Source organism: Streptomyces sp. B1866 (genome assembly GCF_031932565.1).
In the GTDB taxonomy this organism is placed as follows: Bacteria; Actinomycetota; Actinomycetes; order Streptomycetales; family Streptomycetaceae; genus Streptomyces.
On record NZ_JAVSCF010000156.1, the window covers coordinates 1 to 15269 of the forward strand.

The 15269-nt window shown below is 75.8% G+C and carries 10 protein-coding genes and 1 pseudogene; 5 read left to right on the forward strand and 6 right to left on the reverse strand.

Translation table 11 applies throughout. The features are described from left to right. From RKE29_RS19715 to RKE29_RS19725, 3 genes and pseudogenes are all read right to left on the reverse strand, one after another. Nucleotides 1-189, reverse strand: a pseudogene (locus tag RKE29_RS19715) (LytR family transcriptional regulator); the annotation flags it as partial. Nucleotides 190-257: 68 nt separating this feature from the next. After that, on the reverse strand, nt 258-1961 hold the full coding sequence (locus RKE29_RS19720; RefSeq protein ID WP_312006779.1) for an LCP family protein: 1704 nt from the start codon (nt 1959-1961) through the stop codon (nt 258-260). A gap of 507 nt (nt 1962-2468) precedes the next feature. Next, a complete protein-coding gene (locus tag RKE29_RS19725; RefSeq protein ID WP_312006780.1) occupies nt 2469-3221 on the reverse strand; it encodes a TIGR03089 family protein in 753 nt (250 codons plus the stop codon). A 161-nt stretch (nt 3222-3382) separates the two neighbouring features. Between RKE29_RS19725 and RKE29_RS19730 the strand changes: the two genes are divergently transcribed. From RKE29_RS19730 to RKE29_RS19740, 3 genes are all read left to right on the forward strand, one after another. After that, the gene (locus RKE29_RS19730) at nt 3383-4930 is read left to right on the forward strand and encodes a peptidoglycan recognition protein (protein ID WP_312006781.1); all 1548 of its coding nucleotides are present in this window, start codon (nt 3383-3385) and stop codon (nt 4928-4930) included. Between the two features lie 78 nt (nt 4931-5008). Continuing rightward, on the forward strand, nt 5009-6109 hold the full coding sequence (locus tag RKE29_RS19735; protein WP_312006782.1) for an NDP-sugar synthase: 1101 nt from the start codon (nt 5009-5011) through the stop codon (nt 6107-6109). A 222-nt stretch (nt 6110-6331) separates the two neighbouring features. Further along, entirely contained in the window at nt 6332-7240 is a 909-nt protein-coding gene (locus RKE29_RS19740; RefSeq protein ID WP_312006784.1) for a DNA-3-methyladenine glycosylase 2 family protein, read from the forward strand. A 298-nt stretch (nt 7241-7538) separates the two neighbouring features. Here RKE29_RS19740 and RKE29_RS19745 read toward each other — a convergent pair whose 3' ends face one another. The 3 genes from RKE29_RS19745 to RKE29_RS19755 are packed head-to-tail and all read right to left on the reverse strand — an operon-like array spanning nt 7539 to nt 10478. After that, nucleotides 7539-8963, reverse strand: coding sequence for a coenzyme F420-0:L-glutamate ligase (locus tag RKE29_RS19745; protein ID WP_312006785.1), 1425 nt, complete (start codon nt 8961-8963; stop codon nt 7539-7541). Further along, nucleotides 8960-9925: a 2-phospho-L-lactate transferase gene (gene cofD / locus RKE29_RS19750; RefSeq protein ID WP_312006786.1), complete on the reverse strand. Its 966-nt coding sequence runs from the start codon at nt 9923-9925 to the stop codon at nt 8960-8962. The genes RKE29_RS19745 and cofD overlap by 4 nt, the downstream gene beginning before the upstream one ends. A gap of 52 nt (nt 9926-9977) precedes the next feature. After that, nucleotides 9978-10478 (reverse strand): cysteine dioxygenase family protein, encoded by a 501-nt coding sequence (locus tag RKE29_RS19755; RefSeq protein ID WP_312006788.1) that lies wholly within the window; start codon nt 10476-10478, stop codon nt 9978-9980. A 725-nt stretch (nt 10479-11203) separates the two neighbouring features. Between RKE29_RS19755 and RKE29_RS19760 the strand changes: the two genes are divergently transcribed. Both RKE29_RS19760 and RKE29_RS19765 read left to right on the forward strand, forming a co-directional pair. Beyond that, nucleotides 11204-11467: a WhiB family transcriptional regulator gene (locus RKE29_RS19760; RefSeq protein WP_312006789.1), complete on the forward strand. Its 264-nt coding sequence runs from the start codon at nt 11204-11206 to the stop codon at nt 11465-11467. Between the two features lie 418 nt (nt 11468-11885). Further along, nucleotides 11886-15269, forward strand: a 3384-nt coding sequence (locus RKE29_RS19765; protein WP_312006790.1) for a glycosyltransferase family 2 protein, incomplete at its 3' end; no start/stop codon positions are given.

Here is a 15269-nt window from a genome sequence, read left to right on the forward strand (position 1 = left end):
CGGACGGCCGCCGCCGCCCCGGGCGGCCGGAACGCCCGGCCCGGCCGTCGCCGCGGCGGTCCCGGTGCCCGCGCCGCCGGTGCCCGCGCCGCCGGTGTCCTCGTAGAGGCTGTCATCCCAGCCGAAGTCGCGTGCTTCCGGCGCGCGCCGGCGCGCGCCCCCGTTTCCCCCCGCAGTGCTCTGCCGCATCGGGCCTCCCCGTTACTTCGCTGATGCTCCCGGCCCGGCGGGTGCGATGGGTTCCGGCCGGTGGCTGGTCACTTGGCGCAGACGTTACGGTCGCTGGCCTCGACCTTCTGGATTCCTTCCGGCGCCTTCGCCGGAGCCGTGATGGGTGTGCCGGCGCCCTTGAAGTCCGCGCCGAGAGTCAGGGTCATCGGCGTCTTCGGCGGGGCGTCCTGCGCGCTCTCCTTCAGGGCCGCCGCGGGCAGCCCCATGCTGTCGGCGAGGCGGCGGGCCTGGTCGGCCTGGTTCGGCGCGTACTCCAGCGTCGTCTTGCCGAGGCTGCGCGGCGCGTTGCCGCCGTTGCCGGTCAGCAGCATCCCCTCCGTGTTCTGCATCCAGTCGACCGTCTCCTGCGCGGCGCCGAACTGCCCGCTGCCGTTGAGCACGGTCACCCGGACACTGGCCGCGGGCGCCTTGGGCCCCCGCAGCTTGGCGGCCTGCTCGTCCTTGGCCGCCTTCTCCTTGCGCTTCACCTCCGTCAGCGACACGTCCTCGCGGACCATCGAGAACAGCGCCTCGGCCTTGGGCTTGTTGAGCACCACGGTCGCACCGTCGGTGTTGTCGACCACCGGGACCGTCACGAAGGTGACGTTCTTCAGGTCCACCTTGCTGAGGTTCTTCGCCAGCTCCGTCAGCTTCTTGACGGTGCCGATGCCGGTGTCGACGGTGAGAGCCTTGGTGGCGGAGTTGGCCAGTTTCCACATCTTGCCCGGGTTGGTGAACGTGCCGCTGGCCTTCATCTTCCGCATCATCGAGCTGAGGAACTGCTGCTGGAGCTTGATGCGGTCCAGGTCGCTGCCGTAGCCCACGCCGTGCCGGGTGCGGACGAACGCCAGCGCCTCCTCGCCCTCGATGGTGTGCCGCCCCTCACTGAGCTTCAGGTGCGACTTCTCGTCGTTGATGTCGTGGGCGAGGCACACGTCGACGCCGCCGACCGCCGACGACAGCGCCTTGACGGCGTTGAAGTCGGCCATCATGAAGTGGTCGATGTCCAGGCCGGTCATCTTCTCGACGGTCCGCCAGGTGCAGCCCGGGTCGCGCCCGCTCTGCCCGAGGCTGGTGTTGAAGCGCTGCTGCGCCGCACCCGGGATGAGCCTGGTCGTGCCGTCCTCCTGCTTGGTGGGGCAGTCGGGGATGTCGGTGATCAGGTCGCGGGGGATGCTCAGCGCGGTCGCGTTCGTACGGTCGGCGGAGACGTGGAAGAGGAGCGTGGTGTCGGCGTGGCCGACGCTGCCCGCGTCGCCGTAGCCCTCGTTGCCCTTGCCCTCGCGCTTGTCGGTGCCCATGACGAGGATGTTCATCGGGCCGTCGGAGACCGGCGCGTTCTTCTCGCCGACGTCGACCTTCTTGATGTTGCCGTTCAGGTGCTGGTAGACGAGGTACGCCGCCACCGAGCCGCCGACCAGCAGGAAGGCCAGCGTGCCGCTGCCCCAGTAGAGCGCCTTCTTGGCCTTGGACTTCTTGGCCTTGCGCTTGCGCCGGCTGCTGGAGCCCGCCGCCCGCCGCCGGCCGCGCTGCTCGGGCAGGTCGCGCCGCCGGTCCTCGGGCAGCCCGCGCCGCCCGCCGGACGGTCCGCCGGCGCCGGGGCGGTCACCGGCGCCGACCGGGGAGGCGGAGGCGGGTGCCGACTGCTCGACGGGCTCCAGACGCAGCACATAACTGCCGGTGTCCGGGTCGAACACCCACTGATCGGCGGGGTCGATGTCGCCCGCCTGCCCACGGCCTTGCGCGTCCACGGTCGCCTGTGTCCTCCGTTGGTGCCACGCGGCGCCTCCCCCCAAGGCGCTCGGTAGTCGTCCTGTGCAGTGCGCGGCCACCCGAAGAGCGCACCGGATCGCTCACACTATCCGCCTACGTCAGCGCCAAGCGACGCCGGTGACACATTCCACTCCCCCGAAACGGGGCAATCCACACAATCTTTTCACGACGTTTTGCAACATGCTGAGCTTAATTTTGATGCTTTTGTCTGCTTATATTGCCTGTCGTCGCGGTCTCGGGCGCCTCTCGCGCCGCACGGGTGCCCCGGACTCTGCAAGCCCGCGGGGCGTCGCGGCGGCCCGCGGGAGCCCCGGCCGCCACGGCCGTGCGCTCACTGATCCAGACGTACGGAAGCCGCCCGTGGTTGTACGCCCCGCGCCGGTTTCTTCCCGCGCGTCCGGCCCGGGGCCCCGGCCCGCCCGCCCGGTGTCCACCTGTCGGACGTGTTCGACTGTCCGCGCGGGCGGCGGGCCGCGGCCAGGGCCCTACAGGGCGGTGGCCGTGACGCGCTCGCTTTCCCGGCGCTTGGCCAGGCCGTCCGCGTCCGCCGGGTCCAGGTGGCGGCACAGCACCACCGAGCCGCCGCAGGCCAGCGGCGCGAGCAGCCCCGCGGACAGCCCCTCCCACGTGTCGTACGGCAGCCCGGACAGCAGCCGCGAGCCGGGGCCGAGGCCGCGGGTGGCGGCGTCCGCGCGGGCCCGCTCGACCGTCTGGGCGCCCGTCAGCTCGGTGCCGTCCACGGCCAGCGCGGGCGCGTCCGGGTCCACCGGGGCGTACGGCGCGAAGCGGTCGCCTTGGCCGGGCACGTCGGCGGCGTAGTCGGCGAAGCCGGGCGGCGGCTGGGGGAAGCGGCCGCCCAGCGGGCGCAGGGCCAGCGCCACGCGCTCGCCGGGGCAGGCGCGGGCCGCCTCCAGCGTGTCCGGGCCGCTGACGACCAGGTCGGCGGCGGCCGGGTCGCCGCCCACCTCGGCGACGACGCCGACGGAGGAGCAGGCCAGCAGCCACACGGCGGTCTGCCAGTGGGCGGGCAGCAGCAGCGCGAGCCGGTCGCCGGGCCCGGCGCCGAGGTCGCCCTGGAGCAGGTTGGCCGTCTTCGCCACCCAGTTGGCGAAGGTGGCGACGGACAACTCGACGCGCTCGCCGGTCGCGTCGTCGTAGAAGGTGACAAAGGGACGCGCGGGATCGCTGGCGAGAGCGGATCGCAGCAGGTCGGCGGGGGTGCGGTCGGTGGCGTTCATCGACGCCAGGGTACGCGGCGCGGCCGCGCGGGCGGCACGCGAAGCGGGGCGCGGGCCGGGGGCGGGCCGGGGGCGGGCGTGGGATTGTCCGTCACCTTGTCGGCCGACACGCGGCGATCCTCAATAGACAGTCTTGTCCGCTTATGCGAATCATTTACCCTATGCGTGCCTTCCTAGCAACCTCGATCGGCGTCGCGTGCACCGCTGCCCTGGCCTTCCCGGTCACGGTGACCGCCGCCCCCGCCCGAGCCGAACGCGTCGTGGAAGTCCCGGGCAGCACCCAGACGCTGCCACTGGCCCCGCTCGGCGGGGCGCTCGACCGCGCCGTACCCTCACCGCACGCCGAACGGGGCCTCACCGCACGGCGCGTCAAGCCCTTCTCCCTACTGGGCGTTGTCTGGGACGACGCGGACGCCGACCTGCGCGGCCGGGTGCGGGTGCGCACGCGCGCGGCGGGCACCGCCACCTGGTCCGGCTGGCGAGACCTGCCGGTCCACGACGACGACGCGCCCGACCCCGGGTCGCCCGAGCGCGCCGCCCGCGCGCGCGGCGGCAGCGCCCCGCTGTGGGTGGGCTCCTCCGACGGCGTCGAGGTCCGCGTCACCCCCCGGCCGGGCACCGACCGGGCCGCCGCCCCGCTCCCGGCCGGCCTGCGGCTGGACCTCGTGGACCCGGGGCAGGCGGCGGGCGGGGCGGTCGGCGCGACGGCCGAGGTGACCGACCGCGCGGCAGCCGCCCGTACGACGGCCGGCCGTACGACGGGTCGTACGACGCCTGGCCGTACGGCCACCGGCTCCGGCGCGGCCCGTACGGCCACCGGCTCCGGCACGGCCGACCGGGCCGCGTCCGGACCGGCCGCCGGGGCACGCGGCGGGCCCGCGGACGCCTCCGACCGGGCCGCCCGCGCCCGTAAGGACGGCGACGACCCCTGGGACTGGGGCGACTACGACCCGTGGGACTCGCTCTTCCCGCCCGACTCCTCCGACTCCGACGAGCCCAGCAAGCCCAGCAAGCCGTCGAAGCCCTCCAAGCCGTCCAAGCCCAGCAAGCCGTCGAAGCCCTCGAAGCCGTCGCACTCCGACGGCGGCCGCGACTCCGGCCCGCACTCCGCGCCCCGCCCGCGCATCGTCAGCCGCGCCGGATGGGGCGCCAACGAGACGCTGCGCGAGCGCGCGTTCGCGTACACCTCGACCGTCAAGGCCGTCTTCGTCCACCACACCGCCACGGGCAACAGCTACAGCTGCTCCCAGTCGGCCGCCGTCCTGCGCAGCGTCTACCGCTACCACGTCCGCAGCCTGGGCTGGCGGGACATCGGCTACAACTTCGCCGTCGACAAGTGCGGAACCATCTACGAGGGCCGGGCCGGCGGCGTGGCCAAAGCCGTGCTCGGCGCCCACACCATGGGCTTCAACAGCGACAGCGCGGGCGTCGCCGTCCTCGGCTCGTTCGGCAGGACCAACCCGTCCGACGCCGCCGTGAAGGCCGTCGCCAAGCTCGCCGCCTGGAAGCTCGGCCGGTACGGGCGCAACCCGCGCGGGACGGTCAGTCTGGTCTCGGCCGGCGGCAACAAGTACCGGTCCGGCCGCGTCGCCCGTCTGCACGCGGTCTCCGGGCACCGCGACGGCTTCGCCACCGCCTGCCCGGGAAGCCGCCTGTACGCCAAGCTGGGCACGATCCGCGGTACGGCCGCCCGTCTCCAACGCCGCTGACCGGACAGTGGGGAACCGTGTTGTTCTGCTTACACTGGCCGCCGTCCGGGGAGCCGAGCAGGAAGCAGAGACGACGACGTGACCAGCGCGCCAGCAACGCCAGAAGCGATCCTCTTGGTCGGCGGCAAGGGAACCCGGCTGCGCCCGATGACGGTGCACACCCCCAAGCCCATGGTTCCCGCGGCGGGCGTCCCGTTCCTGACCCACCAGCTCGCGCGTGCCCGGGCGGCCGGTGTCGAGCACATCGTGCTCGCCACGTCCTACCTGGCCGAGGTCTTCGAGCCGTACTTCGGCGACGGCTCCTCGCTGGGCCTGCGCCTGGAGTACGTCACCGAGGAGGAGCCGCTGGGCACCGGCGGCGCGATACGCAACGTGGCGTCCCGGCTGTCGTCCGGGCCGGACGACCCGGTGCTGGTGTTCAACGGCGACATCCTCACCGGCCTCGACATCGGCGCCCTGGTCGACACCCACCGCACCACCGGCGCCGACATCACCCTCCACCTCACCCGGGTCACCGACCCGCGCGCGTTCGGCCTGGTGCCCACCGACGCGCGTGGCCGGGTCACGGCCTTCCTGGAGAAGCCGCAGACCCCCGAGGAGATCGTCACCGACCAGATCAACGCGGGCGCCTACGTCTTCACCCGCTCGGTGATCGACGCCATCCCGGCCGGCCGGCCGGTCTCCGTGGAGCGGGAGACCTTCCCCGGGCTGCTCGCCGCGGGCGCCCACCTCCAGGGCATGGTCGACTCCACCTACTGGCTCGACCTCGGCACCCCGCAGGCGTTCGTCCGCGGCTCCGCCGACCTGGTCCTGGGCCGCGCCCCCTCCCCGGCCGTGCCCGGCGCCCGCGGCGACCGGCTGGTGCTGGACAGCGCGCGCGTCGCGGACGACGCCAAGCTCACCGGCGGCACGGTCATCGGCCCGCGCGCGCGGGTCGGCGCGGGCGCGGAGATCGACGGCAGCACGGTCCTGGAGGGCGCCGTCGTGGAGGCGGGCGCGCAGGTCCGCGACTCGCTCATCGGCGCCGAGGCCCGCATCGGGGCCCGGACGGTCCTCCAGGGCGCGGTGATAGGCGACGGCGCGCTGGTCGGCGCCGACAACGAGCTGCGGGACGGGGTGCGGGTGTGGTGCGGGGCGGACATCCCGGCGGGGGCGGTGCGGTTCTCCTCGGACGTGTGACGGCTGTGTGACGGCCATTCCGGCCGGTGGCGCCGGCGACCGTACGGGTCCGCCGCGCGCGGCCCGGGAGCGCGGCCCCACGGGTGGCCCGCCGGGACCGACCGGCCCGTACGGTACGCCCGTACGCCCGTACGCCCGTACGCCCGTACGGCACGCGCGCGGGCCGCGTGCGCCGGGCGCCCCGCTGCCGGGGTGCCGCGCGGCGGACCGTAGCCTGTGCGGATGCCCGCGCGCCGCACCTGGGTCCCGCCCGGCCCGTACGACCTGATGAGCAGCCTGTGCGTGCTGCGCCGGGGACCGGCCGACCCCGCGTTCCGCACCGACGCCTCCGGCGCGGTATGGCGGGCCAGCCGGACGCCGGACGGGCCCGGCACGCTGCGCGTCGTCCAGCGGTACGGCACGGGCGTCGAGGCCGAGGCGTGGGGCCCGGGCGCCCAGTGGCTGCTCGACCGGCTGCCCGCGCTGCTCGGCGCCGACGACGACCCGTCGGCCTTCGTGCCCCGCCACCGGCTCGTCCACGAGGCGCACCGGCGCCACCCCGGGCTCCGGCTGATCCGCACCGGCCTGGTGCTGGAGTCCCTGATCCCCACCATCCTGGAGCAGAAGGTCACCACCGACGAGGCGTACCGCGCCTGGCGGCTGCTGCTGCACCGGCACGGCGAGCCCGCCCCGGGCCCCGACGACCGACTGCGGGTCATGCCCGACCCGCGCGCGTGGGCGCTCATCCCGTCCTGGGAGTGGCACCGCGCGGGCGTCGACGCCAAGCGCTCGTCGGCCGTCCTGCGGGCCGTACGGGCCGCGCGCCGCATGGAGGAGGCCGCCGGGATGGACGTGGCCGCCGCGTCGGCGCGGCTCCAGGCCATCCCGGGCGTCGGGCCGTGGACGGCGGCCGAGACGCTCCAGCGCACCCACGGCGGCGCGGACGCGATCACCGTCGGCGACCTGCACCTGCCCGGCGCCATCGGCTACGCGCTCACCGGGCGGCGCGGCACCGACGACGCCGCGATGCTCGAACTCCTCGCCCCCTACGCGGGCCAGCGGCACCGGGCCGCCCGCCTGATCCTGCTGGCGGGCCGCCGCATGCCGCGCCGCGCGCCCCGCTTCCCGGTGGGCGACATCCGGGCGTTGTAGGCGCGCGGGCCGCGCCGGGCGCCGAACGGCCGGCCCGCGCGTGACGGGGCCGCCGTACGGGCCGCGGACCGCGTGTACGGGCGCGCCCGTACGCGCGGAAAGCCGCTGACCGCGCCGTACGCCGGGAGTCGCCAGCCCAGGAGCCGTACGCGCGGAAGGCCGCTGACCGGGGCCGTACCGCCCGGGTGCCGACCGCTCCCGTACGCCGAGAGGCCGCACCGCCGAGAGGCCGCACCCGGGTCCGCAGCCGGGAAGTCGCCGGCCCCGGCCCGGGCCCGTACGTGCGCGCCGTACGGCCCTACCGCACCACCACGAACGCCTCGGCGGCGCGCTCCGGACGCGGCGCCGGCGCGGCGGCCGGGCGCCCGACCGCGACCGTCCCCATCGGGTCCCACTCCGCGGGCAGGCCCAGCACCTCCCGCACCACCTCCCGGCAGAACATGGTCGAGGACACCCACGCCGAGCCCAGGCCCTCGCCCGCCAGCGCGACGAGCAGGTTCTGCACCGCGGCGCCCGCGGCCACCACGAACATCTCCCGCTCGGCGGTCGCGCGCCGCGCGTCCGGATAGGCGTGCGCGCCTGTCGCCACCAGGCACGGCACCACCAGGCACGGCGCGGCCCGCAGCACGTCCCCGCGCCGCAGCCGCCGGGCGGTGCTCTCGGAGGTGAAACCGTCGCCCTTGAGGTCGGCGGTCCACGCGTCCCGCATCGCGCCCAGCAGCCGCTCCCGCACGCCCGCCGACTCCAGCAGCACGAACCGCCACGGCGTGGTGTGGTGCGGCGCGGGAGCGGTGACGGCGGCGGCCACGGCCCGCCGCACCGCCGCCGGGTCCACCGGCTCGTCGGTGAACTCCCGGACCGTACGCCGCAGGGTCACCGCCTCGCGTACGGCCTCGGAGGTGCCCAGCCGGAACATGTCGTGCGCGGCGTCGCGCACCAGCGCCCGCGCGCCCGGGTCGCCGTCGTCGCCCTCTGCCTCCTGGGGCGGCGTCACAAGGTGCGGCAGTCCGCGGACCACCGCCACCGGCAGCCCGTTCGCCTTGCCCTTGACCAGGTCGCCGGCCGCGGCCAGTTCGTCGGCGGTGGCGACGACGGTGGCGCTCAGCTCGTTGCCGTACGCGTCCGTGCCGCCGCGCAGGTCGTCCACCACCCGCACGCCCGCCGCGCCGATCGCCACGTCGGTCAGCCCGCTGCGCCACGGCCTGCCGAAGGTGTCGGTGACGACGACGCCCACGTCGACGCCGAGCGCGGCCCGCAGCCCGGCCCGCAGGCGGCGCGCGGACGCGTCGGGGTCCTCGGGCAGCAGCAGGATGGTGCCGGCCGGGGTGTTGGAGGCGTCGACCCCGGCCGCGGCCATCACCAGGCCGAGCCGCGTCTGGACGATGCGCAGCGTGCCGCGCCGGGCGACCACCCGTACCGACTCGGCGTCGATGGCGGCCTCGCGGTCGTCCGCGCGTACGACCCGTCCCTCGGCCTTGCTGACGATCTTCGAGGTGACCAGCAGCACGTCGCCGTCGGCCAGCGGCAGCCCGCTCGCGGCGGCGGCGTCGGCGACCAGCCGGGCCAGGTCGTCGCCCGCCCGCACCTCCGGCAGGCCGGGCAGCGCCCAGACCCGGTACGAGGGCGCGGGGCCCTCGCGCGGGACGGCGGCCGGACCGCCGCCGGGCGCGTCGGCGGCCTGCTCGCCCGCGCGCGGGACGGCGGTCGGACCGGGGCCCGTCACGCGCGTACCTCCTCGGCCAGCGCCAGGGCCTCCGCGGCCATCCGGGCGGTGGCCTCGACGCCGGTCATCATCAGCGGCACGGACCGGCAGCGGATTCCGGCCGCCTCCACCTCGGGCACCGCGGCGGCGTCCACCGTGTCGACCAGCCAGCCGTCCAGCAGCGCCGGGCCGTAGTGCCGCGCGACGGCGGCGGCCGTGGACTCCACGCCGACGGCGGCCAGCACCTTGTCGGCCATGCCGCGCACGGGCGCGCCGCCCACGATCGGCGACAGGCCCACCACGGGCGCCCCGGCGTCCGCGACGGCCTCCCGCACGCCCGGCACGGCGAGGATGGTGCCGACGCTGACGACCGGGTTGGACGGCGGGAAGAGCACGACGTCGGCCTCGCCGACGGCCTCCAGCACGCCGGGCGCGGGCTTGGCCTGCTCGGCGCCGACGGGCACGACCGCGTGCGCGGGCACGGCGGCGCGCAGCCGCACCCAGTACTCCTGGAAGTGGACGGCCTTGCGCTTGCCGGGCGTGTCGGGGTCGTCGATGACGACGTGCGTCTCGACGCGGTCGTCGGTCATCGGCAGCAGCCGCACCCCGGGCCGCCACCGGTCGCACAGCGCCTCGGTGACGGCGCTGAGCGGGTAGCCCGCGGCGGTCATCCGGGTGCGGACGATGTGCGTGGCGAAGTCGCGGTCGCCGAGGCCGAACCACTCGGGCCCGACGCCGTACGCCGCCAGCTCCTCCTTGACCGCGAAGGTCTCGTCGGCGCGGCCCCAGCCCTGCTCCTCGTGGATGCCCCCGCCGAGGGTGTACATCACGGTGTCGAGGTCGGGGCAGACCTTGAGCCCGAAGAGGTGGATGTCGTCGCCGGTGTTGCCGATGACGGTGACGTCGGCGCCGGGGGCGGCCGACTTCAGCCCGCGCAGGAACCGGGCACCGCCGATCCCCCCAGCCAGAACCACAATGCGCATGGATGACAGTCTTGCAGGGAGGTCTGACATCGGGTCCGGCGACGTGGGCGGGTTACGCCATGAGCGCCGCGCCCTGGTCCGCGACCGCGCTCTGCGACGGGTGCAGCGGCATCTCCGTCAACCCGGGGTAGTAGACGTGCAGGCTGACGGCCGGTTCGAGGGAGTCGTTGACGACGTCGTGGACGTACCCGGGCGCGAACACGCGCTGCGCCCCGGCCGAGAGCGACCGCACCCGGCCGTCTCCGGCCCGCTCGCTCAGCGTCCCGTCGAGGACGGTCAGGATGCCGGAGGAGCGGCCGTGGTCGTGCGCCCCGGTGCTCTGCCCGGGCACCCAGCTCAGCAGCCACAGCTCGTAGCCGGGGCCGGTGCGCAGCCGGTGGTACCAGCGCAGGGTGGCGTCGTACCGGACGAGCGGTTCCCAGCTCGCGCGGTCCGCGGCGACCGCGCGGGCCAGTCCGGCGAATCCGGCGACGGTGGAGGGGTGGGCGGGCGCGGGCGGCAGCAGATGCGGAACGGCGAGCGGATCGCCCGCGATCTGGATGTCGCTGTTCATAACGTTGGGTTCCTCGGCGGGAAAGTGCTGGTGAGCGGAAGAGAAATGCCTGGTACAGGCGTGCGGTCGGCTGGAGCCAGGTGGCGTCAACAGCTGGAACAGCGACAGTGCGTCCGCGCACCACCACGGGACCCGTGTGCACGGGTCGACCGGGGCGAGGAGATCACTGGCATGGGGACAAGGAGACCGGGTTGCGCCAGGCTGTGTCAACTCGGCGACCGGTGGATGGCCGGTTCGCGTCGGTCACAAACCGTACGGCCGGTACGGCGCGGCCCGCGCGTGCCGTGCGCACGGGCCGCCGCCGGACCGGACGGCGGGAGCGGGCGGGAACGTCCGGGAAAGATTCCGGATCACTGCAACGGCAGGGGCGCGTGCCGCGTCCATATCCCGCGTAGGTGCCGTGCGGCCGGGGCCGCGCGGCGCGGGGGCGGGCGGCCCCGCCAAGGCCCGGGAGGGCCCGCGCGGAACCCCCGGAGTCCCCGCGGAGAGCCCGCGGGGACCGGTGAGAGAGAGGAAGCGTGGCGGGCTCACCTGAGAGTTGTCTCTTTTAGGCTGATTTGAAGACTAATCCGTGCGCCCTTGGTTCCGCAGAGTGAATAAGGCGCTCATTAGCAGATCCCGGCTTGACTGCCCCGGATCGGCACACTTGTAATTTCACTCGTGTCGTTCCGCCGAAACACGGCGGCGCGGTACGCGGGGAAGCGAAAACACCACGAGGGGCGCACATGACCGAGTTGTTCCAGCAACTGCTGGTCGAAGGGGCGGACGAGGAGTTCGGGTGGCAGGAGCGCGCGCTGTGCGCCCAGACCGACCCCGAGTCGTTCTTCCCGGAAAAGGGCGGGTCCACCCGGGAGGCGAAGAAGGTTTGCCTCGCCTGTGAGGTTCGCTCCGAGTGCCTGGAATACGCCCTCGCCAACGACGAGCGATTCGGTATCTGGGGAGGCCTGTCCGAGCGCGAGCGCCGTCGGCTGAAGAAGGCGGCGGTCTGACGGCCTGACGGCCCGACCGCACCCGCGCCACGATCTGGCGCCGGTCCCGCCCCGCGCGGGACGGCCACGCGCGGGACCACCCCGCGGAGGACCCCCGCGCGGGACCTGCCCGCGGGGACCGCGCAGGCGCGGACCGCTGCGCACGCGCGAGGCGCGGACCTCCGGACGGGGCCCGCGGACCTCCGCCCCGCGCGTGACCTTCACGCCCCGCGCGGGATCTTCGTCACGATCACGCGTGTGACCTTCACGCTGCACGCGCGGGACCTTCACGCGAGACCTTCACACGGGGTCCCGGGACTTCACGCGGGCAGGCGGACCGGCGGCGCGCGCAGCCGTTAGTGTGGGGGCCCGTCCGAGACGCGCCGCCGCCCCACGAGGCGCGCGTCCACCGCAGTCCAGCGAACCGGGCCGTACCTCGATGTCCCTGCACAGCAACCAGGCGGCCGCCACCGCCGCGTTCGCCTCCGCCCGCGCGCCGGAGTTCCCGCGCCACGTCGTCACCGCCGTCCTGGTCGCCCACGACGGCGCCCGCTGGCTGCCGGAGGCGCTGGCCGGGCTGCTCGGCCAGGAGCGGCCGGTGCAGGGCGTCATCGCGGCCGACACCGGCAGCGCCGACGAGTCGGCCGCGCTGCTCGCGGAGTCCCTCGGCCCGGACCGGGTGCTCCACCTCGCCCGCCGCACCGGCTTCGGCCAGGCCGTGGACGAGGCCGCGCGCACCGCGCCGGTGCTCGGCCCCGAGGAGCTGGCCTACCTCAAGCGCCCCAGCGGCTGGGACCCGGTCACCCGGACCTGGCACGACGAGGCGTACGACATGCCGGAGCTGCCGTACGGCGAGCCGGTCCAGTGGCTGTGGCTGCTGCACGACGACTGCGCGCCCGCGCCCGGCGCCCTCGCCGAGCTGCTGCGCGTCGCCGACGACAGCCCGCGCGCGGCGATCGTCGGGCCCAAGCTGCGCGGCTGGTACGACCAGCGGCAGCTGCTCGAAGTGGGCGTCAGCATCGCCCGCAGCGGCCGCCGTTGGACCGGCCTGGAGCGCCGCGAGCAGGACCAGGGGCAGCACGACCGGATCCGACCGGTGCTCGCGGTGTCCACGGCGGGCATGCTCGTACGCCGCGACGTGTGGGACGAACTCGGCGGCCTCGACCCCCGGTTGCCGCTGATGCGCGACGACGTCGACCTGTGCTGGCGCGCGCAGGCCGCCGGCCACCAGGTGCTCGTGGCGCCGGACGCGGTGCTCCGGCACGCTGAGGCGGCCTCGCGCGAGCGGCGCCCCATCGACTGCGTGCGCCGCTCGGTGGCCACCCCGCACCGCATCGACAAGGCCGGCGCCGTCTACACCCTGCTGGCCAACACCCGCACCGCGCTGCTGCCGTACGTACTGCTGCGGCTCGTGCTGAGCACCCTGCTGCGGGCGCTCGGCTACCTGGTCGGCAAGGAGCCGCGCACGGCCCTGGACGAGGTCTCCGGCCTCTTCGGCACCCTGGCGCGGCCCGGCAAGCTGCGCGCCGCGCGCCGCCGCCGCGGCCGCCCGGTCACCGGCCCGCGCGAGCTGAAGCCGCTGTTCCCGCCGCCCGGCGCGACCGTACGGGCCACCGTGGAGCAGGTCGCCGGCAGCCTCACCGGCAGGTTCGACGCGGACCCGGCCGCGGGCGGGCGGCACGGCGGCGCGGTGGAGTCCGGGCCCGGCGGCGAGGACGCGGACTTCCTGGAGGTCGAGCAGTTCGCCCGGCTGAAGCGGATCGCGCGCAAACCGGGCCCGGTGCTGTTCGCCGCCCTGCTGCTGGTCTCGCTCGTCGCCTGCCGCGACCTGCTCGGCGGCGGCGCCCTGTCCGGCGGCGCGCTGCTGCCCGCCCCCGGCGACGTCTCCGGCCTGTGGGACCGGTACACCGGCGGCTGGCACCCGGTGGGCACCGGCGGCACCCAGGGCGCGCCCCCGTACCTGGCCGTCCTGGCGTCCTTCGCCGCGGTGCTGCTCGGCAGCACCGGCCTGACCCTCACCGTGCTGCTGGTGGGCTCGGTGCCGCTGGCGGGCTGCACCGCGTACTTCGCCTCCCGGCCGCTGGTGGAGTCCCGGCTGCTGCGCGCGTGGGGCAGCGTCGCGTACGCGTTCCTGCCCGCCGCGACCGGCGCGCTGGCCGCCGGACGGCTGGGCACCGCGGTGCTCGCCGTGCTGCTGCCCCTGATGGCCCGCGCGGCCGTCGCCGCCTCGGGGCTCGCCCGGCGGCGCGGCAGCGGCCCGCCCGGCTGGCGCGCCACCTGGGCGTACGCCCTGCTGCTGACGTTCACCACCGCCTTCACGCCGGTCGTCTGGCCGATGGCGCTGGTGCTGGGCGCGGGCCTGCTCGGCTACCGCGTCGCGGCGGGCGGCACCAGCCGGCTGCCCGCGTACGGGCTGCGCCTGCTGGCCGTCGTCGGCACCCCGCTGCTCGTCCTCGCCCCCTGGTCGCTGGGACTGCTGGCCCACCCCGGCCGGCTGCTGGACGAGGCCGGGCTCGACTACGACGGCGGCCACGCGTCCGCCTGGGACCTGCTCGCGCTCAGCCCCGGCGGCCCCAAGGGCGGCGGCACGGTGCTGCTGCTCGGCCTGGTGCTCGCCGCCCTGGCGGCCCTGGCCCGCGGCGAGCGGCTGACGGCCCTGCGCGCCGCGTGGGCCGTGGCGCTCACCGGCTACCTCTTCGCCGCCCTCGCCAACCACTCCGGCTGGGCCGGGCCCGCCACCCTCGTCACCGGCCTGGCTCTGCTGGCCGCCGCCGCCGTCGGCGCCGAGGGCGCGCGCGAGCGGGTGGCGGCCCGCAGCTTCGGGTGGCGGCAGCCCGCCGCGCTGCTGGTCGCGGCCGTCTCGGCGCTCGCCCCGCTGGTCGCCGCGGTGGCCTGGATGGCGGGCGGCGCGGCCGGGCCGGTCGGGCGGCGCGCCCCGGACCAGGTGCCCGCGTTCGTCGCCGCCGAGAGCCAGCACCCCGACCAGCCGCGCACCCTTGTACTCGACGGCGCGGGGAACCGGATCCACTACGTGCTCGTGCGCGGCTCGGGCGCCCGGCTCGGCGACGGCGAACTCGCGGCGGCCGGACACGACGACGGCCTCGGCCGGATCGTCTCCCGGCTCGTCGCGGGCTCCGGCGCCGACCAGACCGGCCAGCTCGGCGGCTACGCGGTGCGGTACGTGCTGGTGCGCGACAGCGCGCCCGGCCGGATACGCGCCGTGCTGGACGCCACGCCGGGCCTGACCCGGCTCAGCCACCAGGACGGCAACTCGCTGTGGCGCGTCGACCAGCGGGTGCCGCGGGTGGCGATCGTCGCGCGCGGGACGGGCGGCGACTCCCAGGACGGCTCCTCGAACGGCTCCTCAAACGGCTCCCAGAACGGTGCGCAGGACGGCGCGGCGGCCCAGAACGGCCGGCAGAACGCGGCCCGGAACGGCACGCGCGCCGCCGCGCCCGTGCCGGTCGCGGCCGGGACGGTCGAGGCGCACACCACCGTCCCGGGCGGGCCGGAGGGCCGGGTGCTGCGCATCGCCGACCAGGCAGCGCCCGGCTGGCACGCCACGCTCGACGGCCGGCCCCTGAAGGCCACGACCGTCGACGGCTGGGCCCAGGGCTTCGTCCTCCCGGCCGACGGCGGCCGGCTGGACCTCACCTACCGGACCCCGGCCGCGCACACCACCTGGGTGTGGTGCCAGGGCCTGCTCGCTCTCGTGCTCGTGGTGCTCGCCCTGCCCGGCCGCCGCAGCCACGTGGACGACGACCTGCCGCGCGAGCCCGCCGCCGGCGCCGCCGCCCCCGCGGCGGCGGCCGCCACGGGCGAG